This is a genomic window from Pseudomonas sp. KH_046_1, from assembly GCF_057839025.1.
Genome location: NZ_CM174481.1, coordinates 3,124,544 through 3,142,081, shown reverse-complemented (window position 1 = coordinate 3,142,081; position 17,538 = coordinate 3,124,544). Strand labels below are relative to the sequence as shown.

14 protein-coding genes are annotated in these 17,538 nt (G+C 60.3%); 11 read left to right on the top strand and 3 right to left on the bottom strand.

Annotated features, from left to right (window positions below; all coding sequences use genetic code 11):
- Nucleotides 1-149 precede the first annotated feature (149 nt).
- From AC3IT9_RS14500 to AC3IT9_RS14485, 4 genes are all read left to right on the top strand, one after another.
- On the top strand, nt 150-965 hold the full coding sequence (locus AC3IT9_RS14500) for a helix-turn-helix transcriptional regulator (RefSeq protein ID WP_150755515.1): 816 nt from the start codon (nt 150-152) through the stop codon (nt 963-965).
- Nucleotides 966-1,015: 50 nt separating this feature from the next.
- Entirely contained in the window at nt 1,016-2,422 is a 1,407-nt protein-coding gene (locus AC3IT9_RS14495) for an NAD(P)/FAD-dependent oxidoreductase (RefSeq protein WP_489273459.1), read from the top strand.
- Between the two features lie 28 nt (nt 2,423-2,450).
- The gene (locus tag AC3IT9_RS14490; RefSeq protein ID WP_150757134.1) at nt 2,451-2,792 is read left to right on the top strand and encodes a cupin domain-containing protein; all 342 of its coding nucleotides are present in this window, start codon (nt 2,451-2,453) and stop codon (nt 2,790-2,792) included.
- 76 nt (nt 2,793-2,868) lie between these two features.
- Nucleotides 2,869-3,954, top strand: a complete 1,086-nt coding sequence (locus AC3IT9_RS14485; RefSeq protein ID WP_489273458.1) for a polyamine ABC transporter substrate-binding protein — start codon at nt 2,869-2,871, stop codon at nt 3,952-3,954.
- Nucleotides 3,955-3,999: 45 nt separating this feature from the next.
- Here AC3IT9_RS14485 and AC3IT9_RS14480 read toward each other — a convergent pair whose 3' ends face one another.
- Together AC3IT9_RS14480 and AC3IT9_RS14475 are read right to left on the bottom strand one after the other, a co-directional pair.
- Nucleotides 4,000-4,677: an MliC family protein gene (locus AC3IT9_RS14480; RefSeq protein ID WP_150724298.1), complete on the bottom strand. Its 678-nt coding sequence runs from the start codon at nt 4,675-4,677 to the stop codon at nt 4,000-4,002.
- Between the two features lie 137 nt (nt 4,678-4,814).
- Nucleotides 4,815-5,042: a YgdI/YgdR family lipoprotein gene (locus AC3IT9_RS14475; protein ID WP_489273457.1), complete on the bottom strand. Its 228-nt coding sequence runs from the start codon at nt 5,040-5,042 to the stop codon at nt 4,815-4,817.
- Between the two features lie 195 nt (nt 5,043-5,237).
- Here AC3IT9_RS14475 and AC3IT9_RS14470 point away from each other — a divergent pair, with 195 nt between their 5' ends.
- From AC3IT9_RS14470 to AC3IT9_RS14460, 3 genes are all read left to right on the top strand, one after another.
- Nucleotides 5,238-6,905: a VRR-NUC domain-containing protein gene (locus tag AC3IT9_RS14470; protein WP_489273456.1), complete on the top strand. Its 1,668-nt coding sequence runs from the start codon at nt 5,238-5,240 to the stop codon at nt 6,903-6,905.
- Entirely contained in the window at nt 6,902-9,181 is a 2,280-nt protein-coding gene (locus tag AC3IT9_RS14465; protein WP_489273455.1) for an ATP-dependent DNA helicase, read from the top strand. The genes AC3IT9_RS14470 and AC3IT9_RS14465 overlap by 4 nt, the downstream gene beginning before the upstream one ends.
- A gap of 125 nt (nt 9,182-9,306) precedes the next feature.
- Complete coding sequence (locus AC3IT9_RS14460; RefSeq protein ID WP_489273454.1) at nt 9,307-10,209, top strand: zeta toxin family protein; 903 nt, start codon at nt 9,307-9,309, stop codon at nt 10,207-10,209.
- Nucleotides 10,210-10,477: 268 nt separating this feature from the next.
- Here the strand turns inward: AC3IT9_RS14460 and AC3IT9_RS14455 are convergent, their stop codons facing one another.
- On the bottom strand, nt 10,478-11,632 hold the full coding sequence (locus tag AC3IT9_RS14455) for a MalY/PatB family protein (RefSeq protein WP_489273453.1): 1,155 nt from the start codon (nt 11,630-11,632) through the stop codon (nt 10,478-10,480).
- 298 nt (nt 11,633-11,930) lie between these two features.
- On the opposite strand from AC3IT9_RS14455, the gene fdnG reads away from it, so the two are divergent.
- The 4 genes from fdnG to fdhE are packed head-to-tail and all read left to right on the top strand — an operon-like array spanning nt 11,931 to nt 17,524.
- Nucleotides 11,931-14,996, top strand: a complete 3,066-nt coding sequence (fdnG, locus tag AC3IT9_RS14450; protein ID WP_150723814.1) for a formate dehydrogenase-N subunit alpha — start codon at nt 11,931-11,933, stop codon at nt 14,994-14,996.
- On the top strand, nt 14,997-15,932 hold the full coding sequence (fdxH, locus tag AC3IT9_RS14445; RefSeq protein ID WP_150723815.1) for a formate dehydrogenase subunit beta: 936 nt from the start codon (nt 14,997-14,999) through the stop codon (nt 15,930-15,932).
- Complete coding sequence (locus AC3IT9_RS14440; protein WP_150755505.1) at nt 15,929-16,594, top strand: formate dehydrogenase subunit gamma; 666 nt, start codon at nt 15,929-15,931, stop codon at nt 16,592-16,594. Before fdxH ends, AC3IT9_RS14440 begins: the two co-directional genes overlap by 4 nt.
- Before the next feature lie 3 nt (nt 16,595-16,597).
- Complete coding sequence (fdhE, locus tag AC3IT9_RS14435; protein ID WP_489273452.1) at nt 16,598-17,524, top strand: formate dehydrogenase accessory protein FdhE; 927 nt, start codon at nt 16,598-16,600, stop codon at nt 17,522-17,524.
- The last annotated feature ends 14 nt before the right edge of the window (nt 17,525-17,538 follow it).

Sequence of the window (17,538 nt, the reverse complement as noted above, 5' to 3'; positions counted from 1 at the left end):
GGAGTTTTCAGGCCGTTTGGCGATTGACGCGATTTTTTTGATTCAGCTCACGCTTATCGGCAACTTGCGCGCACTAGCCTTCATCGGTTTAGTCGTTGAAGACAAAGCCGAAGTTGGGCAAGCTCGGTGTTTTTCCGTCGAGATGTTCAATGCACGCCGATGATGATGGCCCGCTGCAAACCCAGGCCACGGGCGAGACGGTCATGCGCTATCACTTGCGCTGGAAGCACCGGGATCTGGACGGCGTCATGGCGCTCTATCACCCTGAAGTCCAGTACAACGATTTCTTCCAGAACAAAATCATGGGCCTGGCCGAATTGCGCGAGTACGTACGCAACAGCATGCCCCGGGATCCGGATGAGGCGCTGGAGCATTCCGACCGCATTCGACTGGACGGCAACACGGCGTTCATTCAGTACCGCATCACCCTGCGCGGCGGTGAAGGACTGGTGTCGTTCCGCGCCAGCGAAGCGATCACCGTCAAGGACGGGCTGATCTGGCGGGTCAATGAATATGCGTCATTGGTGCACGAGCAACCCGGCAGCAAAACGTCCGGCAACCAGCGCCCGGCGGTCAGCCGACTCGGCCTGTCGCCGCGCCAGTTGAGCTTCATGGCCGATGACCTGCAGCAGTATTTCCAGGGTCAACAGCCTTATCTGGACCCGGAGCTCGATCTGCAACGGGTGGCGAAGGAGTGTGGCTACAGCCGCAACCAGATTTCATACCTGTTGAACCAGGTGCTGGGCCAGAGCTTCTACCGCTACGTCAACCAGGCACGCCTGCGACATTTGCTTGCAGCGCTGGATGCCGCCACACCGCCACTGCGTATCGATGAACTGGCCTTCGCTGCCGGATTCAATTCGCTGTCGGCGTTCTACAGCTGTTTCCGCCAGCACACCGGCCAGTCCCCCAAGGCCTACGTCAAACAGATTTCTTTGCGTGCACGCGCGCAAGACAGCGCATGAGCCCACGCACTAGGATCGACGCCATCGAAGTTTGAGTGGCGGAGTCTTGCATGCCGGCGTGGCGCACTATCAGTTTGTGGATGGACCAGCTCGACGAGCCGCTATTGGCGCGTCCGGCGCTGGAGCGGGATCTGGATGTCGACGTGGCGATCATCGGCGCGGGCTACACCGGGCTCTGGACCGCGTACTACCTCAAGCAACACAAACCAGACCTGAACATCGCCATTGTCGAAGCGCAAACCGCCGGTTTCGGTGCATCGGGGCGCAATGGTGGCTGGCTGATGGGCAATTTGCTGGGGGAAGATCGCCTGCTGGCCAACCTGCCGGCCGAAGAACGCTGTGCCTCCTACGATTTGTTGCACAGCATTCCGGATGAAGTGGAGATTGTCCTCGAACGCGAGGGGATCGACTGTGATTACCGTAAAGGCGGGGTGCTGTATTGCGCCGCTCGCTATCCCGAGCAGGAGGCCAGCCTGCGTCACTATCTGGACGATCTCCATCGCCAGGGCCTCAACGACAGCCACTATCGCTGGCTGACCCCGCAACAACTGGCGCAACAGATCCGCGTCGCCAAACCCTACGGCGGCATCTACGCGCCGCACGTGGCGACCATCCACCCGGCCAGGCTGGTACGGGGGCTGGCCCGGGCGGTGGAGCGCCTGGGTGTCAGAATCTACGAAAACAGCCCGGTCACCCATTGGCAGTCCGGCAGCCTGCGCACGGCGAAAGCGTCGGTGCGCAGTCGCTGGGTGGTGCCAGCGGTGGAAGGCTATTCCGTCACGCTGCCGCCATTGGGGCGTTACCAAATGCCGGTGCAGAGCCTGATCGTCGCGACCGAGCCATTACCTGCGGCCACCTGGGACGAAATCGGCCTGAGTCACGGCCAGGCGTTCAGCGAGGCCAGTCGCCAGGTCACCTACGGTCAGCGCACCGCTGACAACCGATTGATCTTTGGCGCCCGTGGCGGGTACCAGTTCGCCGGCAAACTGCGTCACGACTTCGACCTGACCGCTGACGAAATACAGCTGCGGCGCTATCTGTTCGGCGAACTGTTCCCGCAGTTGAAGAACGTGCAGATCACCCATTCCTGGGGCGGCAACCTGGGCATGTCCCGGCATTTCCAGCCGCACATGCTTTGCGACCGGGCCAACGGCATCGCCCTGTCTGGCGGCTATGGCGGGGAGGGCGTTGGCGCCAGCAATCTGGGAGGCCGCACGCTGGCCGACCTGATCCTGGGGCGCGACACCGAACTGGTGCGCCAGCCGTGGGTTATCCCCCAGCGCGGTCTCGACGCACTGCGGGCCTGGGAGCCGGAGCCGATCCGCTGGCTCGGCTACAACGCGATCATCCGCAGCTTTGTCCATGAGGACCAGACCCTGGCCAACCCGGCCACTGCGCCGTGGCGGCGCAAGCTGGCCAGCGGGGTCGCCGGTTTCATGGAAGGTTTCATGCACTAAACGCGCTTCTACATCGACAGGTATTCCCATGAGCATCACGCAATTCAAGAACACCGCAACCCTGAAACTGGACGAATCCAATCCGGTCGCCGTGCCCCTGGGTACCCCAGTGGCCGTGGCTTCGACCACCAGCGTCGAACGCGACGACGGCGTCGAGACTGGCGTCTGGGAATGCACCCCGGGGCGCTGGCGGCGGCAGATCGTCGCCCAGGAATTCTGTCACTTCATCCAGGGCCGCTGCACCTTCACCCCGGACGGCGGCGAGCCCCTGCACATAGAAGCCGGTGACGCACTGATGTTGCCGGCCAACAGCCTCGGCATCTGGGACATCGAGGAAACCGTGCGCAAGACCTACGTACTGATTTTTTGAATTTTCAATTCTTTGAAATTTGAAAGCTGATCCTTTGATTGCCTGCCAACAAAAAAAACCCTACAGGAATCGACTCATGATCCGAAAGACACTGACTCTGGCACTGCTGATGCTCGTGGCATCGATCAACCAGGCCGCCGAAACCGTCAAGATCTACAACTGGTCGGATTACATCGCGCCAGACACCACGAAAAACTTCCAGAAAGAAACCGGCATCGGCTTCACCTACGACGTCTATGACAGCAACGAGACCCTCGATGGCAAGCTGATGACCGGCAAATCCGGCTACGACGTGGTGTTCCCGTCCAATCACTTCATGGCCCGGCAGATTGAAGGCGGCGCGCTGAAGAAACTCGACAAGAGTCAGCTGCCGAACTGGAAGAACCTCAACCCGGTGTTGCTCAAGGCGTTGCAGACCAACGATCCGGGCAACGAGCACGGTTTTCCGTACCTGTGGGGCAGCACCGGCATCGGCTACAACATTGCCAAGGTCAAGGCGGTGCTGGGGGACAACGCACCGGTGGATTCGTGGGACCTGATCTTCAAGCCGGAGAACATGCAGAAGTTGCAGAAGTGCGGGGTGGCCATCCTCGACAACGGTCCCGAACTACTGCCGGCCGCGTTGAACTACCTTGGGTTGCCGCCACACAGCAAGAACCCGCAAGACTACAAGAAGGCCGAAGCCCTGTTGCTGAAAGTGCGGCCGTATGTCAGCTATTTCCACTCGTCCAAGTACACCAGCGACCTGGCCAACGGCGATATCTGCGTCGCGGTCGGTTTCTCCGGCGACATCCTGCAAGCGGAAAACCGCGCCAGGGAAGCCAACAACGGCATCGACATCGGCTATTCGATTCCCAAGGAAGGCGCCGCGATCTGGTTCGATATGGTCGCGATGCCGGCCGACGCTCCGGACGAAAAAGCCGGCTACGCCTTCATGGACTACCTGCTGCGCCCGGACGTCATGGCCAGCGTCAGCAACTACGTGCATTACGCCAATGGCAACGAGACGGCCGACAGCCTGATCGACCCGGCGATCAAGAACGACACCAAGGTTTACCCAAGCCCGGAAATGATGGGCAAGCTGTTTGCCCTGGAAGCCATGCCGCTGAACATTGACCGGGTGCGTACCCGGGTGTGGAACAAGATTCGCACCGGCAGTTAAAGCGGGGAGCGGCCATCGGGACAGGACGTCCCGATGACATCTTCATCAGCCGACCGGCTCGGCTGCGCAACTCATCTGACCTGAGCCGGGTATCTGGAAAAACACGTCATCGCCCAGTTGCCAGAAGCTGTAGCTGCCTTTGTAGTCCTTGCCCGTATACCGGGTTCCGGAATTGTCGGGCACCTGGTTCAGCGTCACCGAGGTATTGGCCCATTTCAGGAACACCACGCCCGGCTCGACGGTAAAGAAGGTCGCGGCGACCAATGCATTAAAACCTGCACAACGATAAGCCAACGGGCCTTCAGTGAGCCTGCTTGGGTCCTTGGTTCTGGCAATGGCCGAACCCTGGCGCAGTTGGAACGCACGCTCGGCATAACTTCGCACGACGCATGCCTTGGCTTGAGTCCCGCCACCACACTGGTTACGGGACTCAATCCAGAACCGCTGATCGATCTCGACTTTATTCGGGCGCGGCACTGAATGGTCGTCGCTGAGCGCCAGGAGATAAAGGCGATTGAGTTCCAGGTCCATGCGCGCCAGTTGAGGGTCGTGACAGATAAGCTTTTCGGCGGATGCCTGGGGCGTGGCGCAATCGAAACTGGTTTTGTACGTTGGCAAAGGCTTTGGCTTTGGTTTTGCCTTTGTGGCGGCGTCACACAGGCTCGCCGTCACGCATGCGCTGACGGCGAGCACAGAGGCCAGAAGTGGCATGACCATTTTCATTTCGGCGTCACCTGAGTCTTTGCGTGATGCCCGTATTGCAACGCCTGTGTCGAAGCGTTGCACAGTCATTCGGTCGCACGGGGTCTATCGAGTGTAAAGCAGTGCTCGAAACCTGCCACATCGTGCCAGGAGAAACGTCAGTCTTCTTCTTCGCGAATCGTCGCCACTTCATCGGCCCTGACTTTCACCATCGCACCGGAAATGTCCTCAAACTCAAAGAACCCGTCCTTGGTTTTGGTCTTCGGTATGTCTTTGGTCAGGTATTGAGTGCCGTTCTGCAGCGTCACCACCGTTGGCGTCGAGCAACCGGCCAGCGCCAGCAGGGCCGCTACAGCCAGGGGCAAGCCCAATGTCTTGATGTCCATGATCACCTCCCGTTCGTTTAAAGCAGCGCCATCAGCCCGAGGCTGTCACTGCACCTGTATGGCGGTTGGTGCCGCCAGGGGGCAGAAAGTTCTACTGCCCGGAGAAAATTCCGTACAGCGCCGCCATTTATCCTTTTCCGATTGCGCCACGCGGCGTGGAACTGGTATCTGTATGCATAACCAGTACCTCTCGCCATGGCCCATTTTCCAGTGACCGCAAATCCCCTCGACGATCCGTTCTATTACTTGAACAACTTCATGCAAGTGCTTGATTGGCTTGAGCAGCGCTTTGCCGATGTGCTGAGCGTCGACGAGCAGCGTTTCATTAATGAGTTTAAGCGGTTGCCCCGTGAATCGCAGGCACTGCTGGTCAGAATGGTCATGCGCAAGGGCGTTCATTTCAGGGCGAGCAAACTGCACTACGAGGAAATCGGCGATACCGGCAGCGCCGTCGGGCCGCTGTTAGCGCTCGGTTGGGTCGATGAGCGAATGCCGTTGACGGTCCAAGCGCTGTTCGAGGTGCTGCTCAAGGGTGAAATCCTCCAGGTCTTTGGCCCGGCAGTCGATCAGCCCAAAGGCAAGAAAGCCGATTGGTTGTCAGCGCTGTGCGAGCAGTTTCCCCAGGCGCAAAACTTCAACGACTGGTGCCCGGCCCTGGACGAGCGTCTGTTCAGCCTGACCATCATGCAATTGTGCGATCGCCTGCGCCTGATGTTTTTCGGCAACCTGTATCAGGACTGGTCGGAATTCGTGTTGGCTGACCTCGGTATCTACACCTACGAAAAAGTCGAATTCTGCGCCGAGTCCCGTGGCTTGCGCAGCCGCGAAGACGTGGATGCCTGCATCCTTCTGCACGGATACCAGCAACAATTCGAGGCCGGTGAATCGCTGGAGGAGGTGGCGGAACGGATCAAGGAGCTGGCGCTGGACAATCCGTGGTTGCAACGCCGGCGCGGCAAGCTGCTGTTCCAGATGGCCCAGTATTGCGAACGCACCGCGGATTTCTCCATGGCCCTGAACCTGTACCGCGAATGCGCTTATCCGGGTGCGCGGGCGCGGCTCATTCGCGTGCTGGAACGCAGCGGCCAGTTCGAGCAGGCCTTGGACCTGGCTGAGCAGGCCGAGCAGGCACCGGAAAGCGCCGCCGAATACCAGCAGTTGCTCCGCGTGCTGCCACGCCTGCGGCGCAAGCTCGGCGGGCCGCCCATCAAGCGGGCAGCGCCGCGGAAAATGCAGCGCCTTGACCTGCAGTTGCCCAGGACAGACCCGGCGTTATCGGTGGAGTTCTACGTTCAGGCACATCTGGCGCAAGATTCTGCGCCAGTGCACTACGTGGAAAACAGCCTGGTCAATTCACTGTTTGGCCTGCTGTGCTGGCCGGCGATTTTCGCGCCTTTGCCGGGGGCGTTTTTTCACCCGTTCCAGCGCGGGCCGGTGGACCTGCTCAGCGAAGACTTCCAGGTCCGCCGGGCCGAACTGTTTCAGGCGTGCCTGGCCGAACTCGACGACGGGCGCTACCGGCAGACCATCCGCGAACGTTATGCCGCCAAGTGGGGCGTGCAGTCGCCGTTCGTGTTCTGGAGCGTGCTCAGCGAAGAGTTGCTGGAGCAAGCCCTCGATTGCCTCCCGGCCGAGCACCTCAAGCACTGGTTCAATCGCCTCTTGCTGGACATCAAGGCCAATCGCGCCGGCATGCCGGACCTGATCCAGTTCTGGCCGCAGCAAAAGACCTACCGCATGATCGAAGTCAAAGGCCCGGGCGATCGCCTGCAGGACAACCAGCTGCGCTGGCTGGAGTTCTGCCATGAACACCAGATGCCCATTGCCGTCTGTTACGTGCAATGGGCGGAGCAGGGCGATTGAGCTATAGCATTGCGGTGCGGGCGCTGTGCGAGTTCACCGCCAAGGTCGGCGACCTCGATCTGCGCTTCACGCCGTCGCCTAGCGCGCTGGAAGGCATCGTCGGTCACCGTACGGTGGCCTCGCGGCGCAGTGAGGGTTACCAAAGCGAAGTCGCCCTCGAGGGCCAGTATCAGACCTTGACGGTCAAGGGCAGGGCGGATGGCTATGACCCCGGGCAAAACTGCCTGGAAGAGGTCAAGACCTACCGCGGCGACTTGAGCAAACAACCGGCCAACCACCGTCAATTGCATTGGGCCCAGGTGAAAGTCTACGGCTGGTTGATATGCCGGAAACTGGATCTGCCGCAGATCAATCTGGCACTGGTGTACTTCGACATCGTCAGCGAAAAGGAAACCTGCCTGGTCGAGCCTTTCGACGCCACCGAGCTGCAACAATTCTTCGAACGACATTGCGCGCGGTTCCTGCAATGGGCCGAACAGGAAGTCGCCCATCGAGAAGGGCGCAATCTGGCCGCCCAGGGCCTGGCCTTTCCCCATGCCGGTTTTCGACCGGGGCAGCGCCATCTGGCCGAGTCGGTGTTCAAGGCCGTCAGCACGGGGCGCTGCCTGATGGCCCAGGCGCCTACGGGCATCGGCAAGACCCTGGGCACCTTGTTCCCCATGCTCAAGGCCCTGGCGCCGCAGCAACTGGACAAGGTGTTCTTCCTAACCGCGAAAACCCCGGGACGTCAACTGGCCCTGGACGCCGCGCAAGTGATTCTTGCCAGCGCCGGTGCGCCACCGTTGCGGGTGCTGGAGATGATCGCCCGGGACAAGGCCTGCGAACACCCGGACAAAGCCTGCCACGGCGAGTCCTGTCCGCTGGCCCGGGGTTTCTACGATCGCCTGCCCGCCGCACGGCAGGCGGCCAGCCAACTGAGCCTGTTGAGCCAGAGCGCCTTGCGCGAGGTTGCCCTGGCGTACGATGTTTGCCCGTATTACCTGAGCCAGGAAATGGCGCGTTGGGCCGACGTGGTGGTTGCCGACTACAACTATTACTTCGATTTCAGCGCGTTGCTGTTCGGCTTGGCTCAGGTCAACAACTGGAAGGTCGCGGTGCTGGTCGACGAAGCCCATAACCTGGTGGAGCGTGGCCGGCAGATGTGCAGCGCCAGCCTCGATCAGGCGACCTTCAACGGCGTGCGCAAAACCGCGCCCGACGTGCTGAAAAAACCGATGCAGCGGGTCAATCGCGAGTGGAATGCCCTGCATAACGGGCAAACCGGCGCCTATCAGGCCTATGACAAGGCGCCGGAAAAGCTCCTTCAGGCACTGTCATCGTGCAGCGCCAGCATCGGTGACTACCTCAACGATCACCCTCAAGGGCTGGACAGTGCACTGCAGGGGTTTTACTTCGACATGCTGCACTTTTGCCGGGTCGCCGAACTGTTCGATGAGCAGTTCCTGTTCGACATCAGCAAGCGCGACCTGGAGCGCAAGCGCAACCTTTCGCATCTGTGCCTGCGCAATGTGGTCCCCGCCGGGTTCATCCGCCCACGCCTGACCGCCGCGCGTAGCACGGTGCTGTTTTCCGCGACCCTCAGCCCGCGGCACTATTACGCCGATTTATTGGGAACACCGGCGGACACCGTGTGCATCGACGTCGAGTCGCCGTTTCACGCCGATCAACTGCAAGTGCACATCATCGACCAGATATCCACGCGGTTCGTGCATCGCCAGGCGTCTCTGGAGCCGATCGTGGACTTGATCGCCAGACAGTTCTGCGAGCGCCCCGGCAATTACCTGGCGTTTTTCAGCAGTTTCGATTATTTGCAGCAGGTGGCGCAGTTGCTGGCCGAGAAACATCCGCACATCACTCTCTGGTCGCAATCCCGAGGCATGTGCGAAGCGCAGCGTCAGCAGTTTCTCGACCAGTTTCACGCCGACGGCCAGGGCGTCGGCTTTGCGGTGCTGGGCGGGGCCTTTGGGGAAGGCATCGATTTGCCCGGCGCCAGGTTGATCGGCGCGTTTATCGCTACGTTGGGGCTGGCGCAGCTCAATCCGGTGAACGAGCAACTGAAACGGCGCATGGCCGCGATTTTCGGTGCCGGTTATGACTACACCTACCTTTATCCCGGCGTGCAGAAAGTGGTACAGGCCGCCGGACGGGTCATCCGTACGCAACAGGATCAAGGGGTGGTGATGTTGATCGACGACCGTTTTGGCGAGAGCAAGGTCAGGCAGTTGCTGCCGCGTTGGTGGTCGATTACGACGTCGTTTTTTCGCTCCGCCTCGTAGGTATTTTTACCTTAAAAAACAGATACATACCTTGATTGAAAGAACGGCTTGAACAATCAGCGCAAGCACGTTTTATTGAAAGGGCTGGATATCACAACCCAATTCTTTGATAAGGAAATCAAGGTATGTCAGAAGCACCGAAATACGGCTATTCCGCAGACGACGTGACCAAGGCGTTCGACGAGATCTTCCCCACGCTCTTCGCCGGCATAACTGCCGAAACCATACCCAAGTTGCTGATCACCGCCGGAGTGGAGGGCTCGGGCAAGACTTACCTGCTGGAAAAGAGCTTGCTGCCATCCGGGAATTACGGGAACTACATTCGACTGTACCTGCCCGAATATCGAAAAAAACACCCGCATTACGCCGATATGATCAAGCTCGGTGTCTTGCACGCCTACGAACATTCAGAAGCGTTTACCAGGGAGCTCGGTTCGAAAATCTTCGCCAATGCGCTGACTCACAAATACAACATCATCATGGAGTGCGCGTTCGATGACATCGGTTTTGCCGGATTGGCAAAATTTGTTCCCGGCTACCAACTCGAAGTCCATGTCGTGGGTTGTAATCACGCGTTTGCCCATATTTCCAGCATCAAAAGAGCGTTCTCCAGTTTGGAAAAGCAGGAACTTGAGCGTTTTGTCAGCTATTCGAGGGTTGAATCGAGCATCAGTAACGCTCCGGCGGTTCTGGTCGCGTTCGAGTTCCTGGCAAAGGAAGTGAGTGGTTCACAAATCTTCTTGTATGAGCGCGGTCTGGGCAAACTGAACGACCGAGTGCTGCGCGCTCACAGTACCTACACTCTGGACGCCACGGGCAAACTGTCCGAAGTTTCGCAGTTGCAGGCATATGCCTATAGCGCCTATGACAAAATTCTCAGGAATACTGTCTATTCGATGGAGGAGCGCGATGAAATGGTCAAGGAATGCCATTTGCAACTGATGAGAACCAGTGCACATGCAAAGCATGTCCCTGATTTTGTGTACAACGACCTGTACTCCTATATCACCAAGTACGTGTATCGCTGAGCTGGCGTAACGATTAATCGATGCAGCCGCGTCCTTGATATCCAGCCTGAGCAATCCCGGCACTGTCGGCCCGATGACCACTCCGGTGTGGAGCGCTGGAGGTCGTCACGGGTTCAACTTTTCGGTGGCGTCACTGTAGGAGCGAGCCTGCTCGCGATGGCGTAGTGTCAGTCACCATTAAAGTAGACTGTGCCGACGCCATCGCGGGCAAGCCGGATCACCGCACCGCCGCTCCCACAGGGATCTTCGTTGTCGCTGAAGGGGGGTATCAGGCCTTGAGATGGCGCAAGCTGCGCTCTATCCGCGCAATGCCTTCTTCCAGCAGTGACCGTGGGCAGCCGAAGTTCAGGCGTACGAACTGCTTGCAGTCATCGCCGAAGTCCAGGCCGGCGCTCAAACCGACTTTGGCCTGCTCCAGGAAGAACTGCTGCGGGTCGTCCAGCCCCAGTGCCGTGCAGTCGAGCCATGCCAGGTAAGTGCTTTGCGGCAGGTTCATGGTGATGCCCGGCAGGCGGGTGCGCACGGCCTCGGCGAGGAAGTCGCGGTTGCCTTGCAGGTAGGCCTTCAGCTCGGCCAGCCATGGCGCGGCTTCGCTGTAGGCGACCCGGGTGGCTTCCATGCCCAGCGGATTGACGCTGTCGACCATGCCGCAACGGGCGTGGTTGACCTTCTCGCGCAGGTGGCGGTCCTGGATGATCATGAACGAGGTCTTCAGGCCGGCGATGTTGTAGGCCTTGCTCGCCGACATCAGCGTGATGGTGCGCTGGGCGACTTGCGGGCTCAGGGTCGCCATCGGAATGTGCTGGCGACCGTCGAAGCACAGCTCGGCGTGGATCTCGTCGGAAATGATCCAGGCACCGTGCTCAAGGCAGATGTCGGCAATGGCTTGCAGCTCTGCGCGGGGGAAGGCCTTGCCCAGCGGGTTATGCGGGTTGCTCAGCAGCAAGGCGCCGCCACCTTGCAGCGACTGGCTCAGGGTATCCAGCGGCGTGGTATAGGTGCCGTCGGCTTGTGCATCGAAATTCAGTTCGACCTTGTTGAGGCCCCAATGCCCGGGCGCATGGCGCAGCGGCGGGTAGTTCGGAACCTGCACAACGACATTCTGTGGCGCCTGCACCAGTGCCTTCAGCGCCATGTTGAAACCGGACTCGACGCCCGGCAGGAAAATCAGCTCCTGGGGCTCGACGCGCCAGGCGTACTTGCTCCAGAGGTCGGCAACGATCGCCTCGCGCAGGTCATCCTGGGCCACGCTGTAACCGACCATCGGGTGTTCCAGTCGCTTTTGCAGGGCCTGGATGATCACCGGCGGCGCGGCGAAGTCCATGTCGGCGACCCACATCGGCAACACGTCGGCCGGGTAGCGGCTCCACTTGGTACTGCCGGTGTGGTGGCGGTCGAACACCTGATCAAAATCGAAAGTCATGCGCAGTCTCATGAAAGCTGGGTTGGAATGCTGACCATGATAAACGCCAACCTACTGTAGGAGCGAGCCTGCTCGCGAAGGTGTGTCAGTTGACATCACCGTATCTGACACACCTTCGCGAGCAGGCTCGCTCCTACAAGGATCTTCGCGGCAAGCTGAATTTGTCCGACGGTCGGCTGTCATGGTGAATTCGACAGCATTGACTACAGTTTGTAATGTCGGCAGCCAGACTGCCCCGACCGTGGTTGTTCAAAAAAGCCCGGCCATGTACCGGGCTCCACCTGATCAGGAGTGCACGATGGATCTCAGCCGTCGTCAGTTCTTCAAGGTCGCCGGTATCGGCCTTGCAGGCTCTAGCCTGGGCGCGTTGGGCATGGCCCCGACGCTTGCCTTTGCCGAACAGGTGCGTCATTTCAAGCTCGCCCGCACCCATGAAACCCGCAACACCTGCCCGTATTGCTCGGTCGGTTGCGGCTTGATCATGTACAGCCAGGGCGATGACGCGAAGAATGTCGCGCAAAACATCATCCACATCGAAGGTGACGCCGACCACCCGGTCAACCGCGGTACCCTTTGCCCCAAAGGCGCAGGCCTGCTGGACTTCATTCACAGTCCCAGTCGTCTCCAGTATCCGCAGGTGCGCAAGCCTGGCACCAAGGAGTGGATACGAATCTCTTGGGATGAAGCGCTCGATCGCATCGCCGACTTGATGAAGGCCGACCGCGACGCCAACTTCATCGAGAAGAACGCCCAGGGGCAAACGGTGAACCGCTGGCTGACCACCGGTTTTCTCGCGGCGTCGGCCTCGTCCAACGAATCGGGTTATATCACCCATAAGGTGATTCGCAGTCTCGGCATGCTGGGGTTCGATAACCAGGCACGTGTCTGACATGGCCCGACGGTGGCAAGTCTTGCCCCGACGTATGGCCGTGGTGCCATGACCAACCACTGGACCGATATCGCCAACGCGAATCTGGTTCTGGTAATGGGTGGCAATGCCGCCGAAGCGCACCCTTGCGGTTTCAAATGGGTGACCGAAGCCAAAGCCCACAACAAGGCGCGGCTGATCGTGGTCGATCCGCGTTTCACCCGTACGGCCTCGGTGGCCGACTATTACGCGCCGATCCGCACCGGCACCGACATCGCCTTCATGGGCGGGCTGATCAATTACCTGCTGACCGAAGACAAGATCCAGCACGAGTACGTGCGGGCCTATACGGACGTGTCGTTCATCGTCAAGGCCAGCTACGGTTTCGAGGACGGGTTGTTCAGCGGTTACGACGCGAGCAAGCGCACCTACACCGACAAGTCCGGCTGGGGCTACGAAATAGGCGAAGACGGTTTCGCCAAAGTCGACCCGACCTTGCAAGACCCTCGTTGCGTCTACCAATTGATGAAGCAGCACTACAGCCGCTACACCCTGGAGCTGGCCAGTCAGGTCTGCGGCATGCCCGTGGACGCGATGCAGAAAATCTGGGAAGAGATCGCCACCTGCTCGCAACCGGGCAAAACCATGACGATTCTCTACGCGTTGGGCTGGACCCAGCACTCAACCGGCTCGCAGATGATCCGTAGCGCGGCCATGGTGCAATTGCTGCTGGGCAACGTCGGCATGCCGGGCGGGGGTGTCAATGCCCTGCGCGGGCACTCCAACATCCAGGGCCTGACCGACCTCGGCTTGCTGTCCAACCTGTTGCCCGGTTACCTGACCTTGCCGGCCGAGGCCGAACAGGATTACAACGCCTACATTGCCAAACGTGCACTCAAGCCGCTGCGTCCCGGGCAAATGTCCTACTGGCAGAACTACGGCAAGTTCCACGTCAGCCTGATGAAGGCCTGGTACGGCGCCAATGCCACCGCCGAGAATCACTGGGGTTACGACTGGCTGCCCAAGCTGGACATTCCCGGCTACGACATCCTGAAAATGTTCGACATGATGGGCAAGGGCGAGGTCAATGGCTACGTATGCCAGGGCTTCAACCCGATCGCCGCCTTGCCGGACAAAAACCGGGTGATGAAGGCGCTGGCCAAACTCAAGTGGCTGGTGGTGATGGACCCACTGGCTACCGAAACCTCGGAGTTCTGGCGCAACGTCGGGCCTTACAACGACGTGGAAACGGCCAACATCCAGACCGAGGTCATCCGCCTGCCCACCACCTGTTTCGCCGAAGAGAACGGCTCACTGGTCAACAGCGGCCGCTGGTTGCAATGGCACTGGAAAGGTGCCGACGGCCCGGGGCAGGCGCGCACTGACGTGAAGATCATGAGCGAGCTGTTCTTGCGCCTGCGCAAGCGTTATCAGGCCAACGGCGGTGCCTGGGCCGAGCCGATCCTCAAGCTCAACTGGTCCTACAAAATACCTGATGATCCCACGCCGGAAGAGCTGGCCCGGGAATTCAACGGCTACGCCATCGCCGATGTCACCGACGCCTCGGGCGCGGTGGTCAAGGCCGGTCAGCAGCTGTCCGGCTTCGCTCAGCTCAAGGACGATGGCAGCACGGCGTCCGGTTGCTGGATCTTCTGCGGCAGCTGGACCGAGCAGGGCAACCTGATGGCCCGGCGTGACAACAGCGATCCTTTCGGCATGAAGCAGAACCTGGGTTGGGCCTGGGCCTGGCCGATGAACCGACGGATTCTCTACAACCGCGCCTCTTGTGACCCCCAAGGCAAACCGTGGGACGCGAACAAACGGCTGGTGTGGTGGAACGGCAAGGTCTGGACCGGCACCGACGTGCCCGACTACAAAGCCGATGCACCGCCGGAAGCCGGAATGAACCCGTTCATCATGAACCCCGAAGGGGTGGCGCGTTTCTTCGCCCTCGACAAGATGAACGAAGGGCCGTTCCCGGAACACTATGAGCCGTTCGAGACGCCCATCGGTATCAACCCGATGCACCCCAACAACAAGCAGGCGACCAGCAATCCGGCCGGTCGGATCTTCGATTCAGTCTGGGAAACCCTCGGGCAGGCCAAGGACTTCCCGTATGCGGCGACCAGCTACCGGCTGACCGAACACTTCCACTTCTGGACCAAGCATTGCCCGATCAACGCCGTTACCCAACCCGAACAATTCGTCGAAATCGGCGAGGTGCTGGCCAAGGAGAAGGGCATTGCTGCCGGTGACCGAGTAAGGGTCAGCTCCAAGCGCGGGCATATCGAAGCGGTGGCGGTGGTGACCAAGCGGATTCGTCCGCTGCAGGTCAACAATCAGGTAGTTCACCAGATCGGTATCCCCTTGCACTGGGGCTTCACCGGCGCCACCCGTCACGGTTATCTGACCAACACCCTGGTGCCGTTCCTCGGCGATGGCAACACCCAGACCCCGGAATCCAAGTCATTCCTGGTCAACGTGGAGAAAGTCTAAATGGCCAGCCAAGACATCATTGCCCGCTCGGCCACCACCACACCTGCGCCCTCGGTGCGCGGCATGGAGGAAGTCGCCAAGCTGATCGACACCACCAAATGCATCGGCTGCAAGGCCTGCCAGGTCGCCTGTTCGGAATGGAACGAGTTGCGTGACGAGGTCGGCCATAACCATGGCACCTACGACAATCCTCAGGATCTCACCGCAGAAACCTGGACGCTGATGCGCTTCACCGAGCATGAAACCGACGCCGGCAACCTGGAGTGGCTGATTCGCAAGGACGGCTGCATGCACTGCGCCGAGCCCGGTTGCCTGGCGGCATGCCCCAGTCCGGGGGCGATCATCAAGCACGCCAATGGCATCGTCGATTTCGATCAGGATCATTGCATCGGTTGCGGCTACTGCATCACCGGGTGCCCGTTCAACATCCCGCGCATCTCGCAAAAGGATCACAAGGCCTACAAATGCACCTTGTGCTCGGACCGGGTGGCGGTAGGCCTGGAACCGGCCTGCGTGAAAACCTGCCCGACCGGTGCCATCGTGTTCGGCTCCAAGGACGACATGAAGGAACATGCCGCCGAGCGTATCGTCGACCTCAAGAGCCGGGGCTTTGAAAACGCCGGCCTGTACGACCCCGAAGGCGTCGGCGGCACCCACGTGATGTACGTGTTGCACCACGCCGATACGCCAAGACTGTACGCCGGCTTGCCCGATCACCCGGCGATCAGTCCGTTGGTGGGGTTGTGGAAAGGCATCAGCAAACCCTTGGCGCTGCTGGCGATGGGCGCGGCGGTGCTGGCCGGGTTCTTCCACTACGTGCGCGTCGGCCCGCAAATCGTCGAAGAGGATGAACATCCGCAGCCGCCGGACACCGCCGTGCATGAAGTCGATCCGTCGGTGCACACCTTCGATCCCCGTGGGGAGGGCAGGCCATGAGCGACAAGACGATCCTGCGCTACACCAGCAACCAGCGCACCAATCACTGGCTGGTGGCGATTCTGTTCCTGATGGCCGGGTTGTCCGGGCTGGCGCTGTTCCACCCGGCGCTGTTCTGGCTGAGCAACCTGTTCGGCGGCGGGCCATGGACACGTATCCTGCACCCGTTCATGGGCGTGCTGATGTTCGTGCTGTTCCTCGGCCTGGTGTTTCGCTTCTGGCGCGCCAACTACTTCATCGCCAATGACCGCCTGTGGCTCAAGCGCATCGACCGGGTGATGAAAAATGAAGAGGAGGGCGTGCCGCCCATCGGCAAATACAACCCCGGGCAGAAGCTGCTGTTCTGGACTTTACTGCTGTGCATGCTGGTGCTGTTGTTCAGCGGTCTGGTGATCTGGCGTGCGTACTTCAGCGAGTATTTCGGCATCACCACGATACGCTGGGCGATGTTGCTGCATGCGCTGGCCGGTTTCGTGCTGATCCTGAGCATCATCGTGCACATCTATGCCGGCATCTGGATCAAGGGCTCGGTCAGCGCCATGTTGCACGGCAGGGTCAGCCGCGACTGGGCCAGGAAACACCACGAACTCTGGTATCGCCAAGTGACTCAAGATGAGACCCGCGACGAAGCTCCCTCGCGACCGATCACTAAAAAGGGCTGACATTTGCCAACCATCCTGGAACCTGGAGAAATCGAAGCGGCGGCCAGTTCGCCGCCGTTTCTGTACATGCCGCCGCCTAACCTGTTCAGCCTGCGCGCGCAGCGCCTGGAAACCCTGGCCGAAGGGCACCCGCTGGCCGACTACCTGCGCCTGATCGCCGGGTTGTGCCGGGTGCAGCAACAGGTGCTGGACGATCCGCCGCAAAGTGAACCCCTCGACCGACAACGCATCGAATTGTGCCAGCAACACGGCTTGCCGCCGTTCGCGGCCGACAGCCTGGCGCGCGAAGACGATTGGCAGCTTTACCTCGATGCCTTGTTACAGCGCTATAGCGCACCGCCGCAATCCGCCGTGGCCGATGCCGTGGACACCTTGCGCCTGGCCGGCGCCGGGCAACGCCGCGCGTGGGCGGTGGCACTGGTCAGCGGCCAGTATTCACTGGTACCGGCCGCGCTGGTGCCGTTTCTCGGTACGGCGCTGCAAACGGCCTGGAGCCACTGGCTGTTGAGTACGCCGAACCTGGCACTGACCGCCGGCGACAGCCTTAGCCAGTGCCCGGCCTGTGGCTCGCCGGCCATGGCCGGGGTGATCCGCCATCGCGGCAAGCACAATGGCTTGCGTTATCTGGTCTGTTCGCTGTGCGCCTGCGAGTGGCATGTGGTGCGGGTCAAGTGCGTGTATTGCGAGCAGAGCAAGGGCCTGGAATACCTCAGCCTTGAAGTTGATCGCCATGCCGCCAACCAGGCGCCGTTGCGCGCCGAAGTCTGCCCCGGTTGTAACAGCTATCTGAAGTTGCTCTATCTGGAGAACGATGCGGACGCCGAAGCATTGTCGGCAGATCTGTCCAGCCTGATGCTCGACATGCGCCTGACCCAGGACGGTTATCAGCGTCTGGCACCCAATCTGTTGCTGGCGCCGGGAGACGAGTAACCGCAGCGTCTACA

What these genes read in the sequence shown, in the direction of transcription:
- AC3IT9_RS14440 (WP_150755505.1), top strand. Translation starts at nt 15,929, where the DNA reads ATGAGCGACAAGACGATCCTGCGCTACACCAGCAACCAGCGCACCAAT.
- AC3IT9_RS14475 (WP_489273457.1), bottom strand. Translation starts at nt 5,042, where the DNA reads ATGGACATCAAGACATTGGGCTTGCCCCTGGCTGTAGCGGCCCTGCTG.
- AC3IT9_RS14470 (WP_489273456.1), top strand. Translation starts at nt 5,238, where the DNA reads ATGGCCCATTTTCCAGTGACCGCAAATCCCCTCGACGATCCGTTCTAT.
- AC3IT9_RS14495 (WP_489273459.1), top strand. Translation starts at nt 1,016, where the DNA reads ATGCCGGCGTGGCGCACTATCAGTTTGTGGATGGACCAGCTCGACGAG.
- AC3IT9_RS14460 (WP_489273454.1), top strand. Translation starts at nt 9,307, where the DNA reads ATGTCAGAAGCACCGAAATACGGCTATTCCGCAGACGACGTGACCAAG.
- AC3IT9_RS14500 (WP_150755515.1), top strand. Translation starts at nt 150, where the DNA reads ATGCACGCCGATGATGATGGCCCGCTGCAAACCCAGGCCACGGGCGAG.
- fdxH (WP_150723815.1), top strand. Translation starts at nt 14,997, where the DNA reads ATGGCCAGCCAAGACATCATTGCCCGCTCGGCCACCACCACACCTGCG.
- AC3IT9_RS14455 (WP_489273453.1), bottom strand. Translation starts at nt 11,632, where the DNA reads ATGACTTTCGATTTTGATCAGGTGTTCGACCGCCACCACACCGGCAGT.
- AC3IT9_RS14490 (WP_150757134.1), top strand. Translation starts at nt 2,451, where the DNA reads ATGAGCATCACGCAATTCAAGAACACCGCAACCCTGAAACTGGACGAA.
- AC3IT9_RS14480 (WP_150724298.1), bottom strand. Translation starts at nt 4,677, where the DNA reads ATGAAAATGGTCATGCCACTTCTGGCCTCTGTGCTCGCCGTCAGCGCA.
- AC3IT9_RS14485 (WP_489273458.1), top strand. Translation starts at nt 2,869, where the DNA reads ATGATCCGAAAGACACTGACTCTGGCACTGCTGATGCTCGTGGCATCG.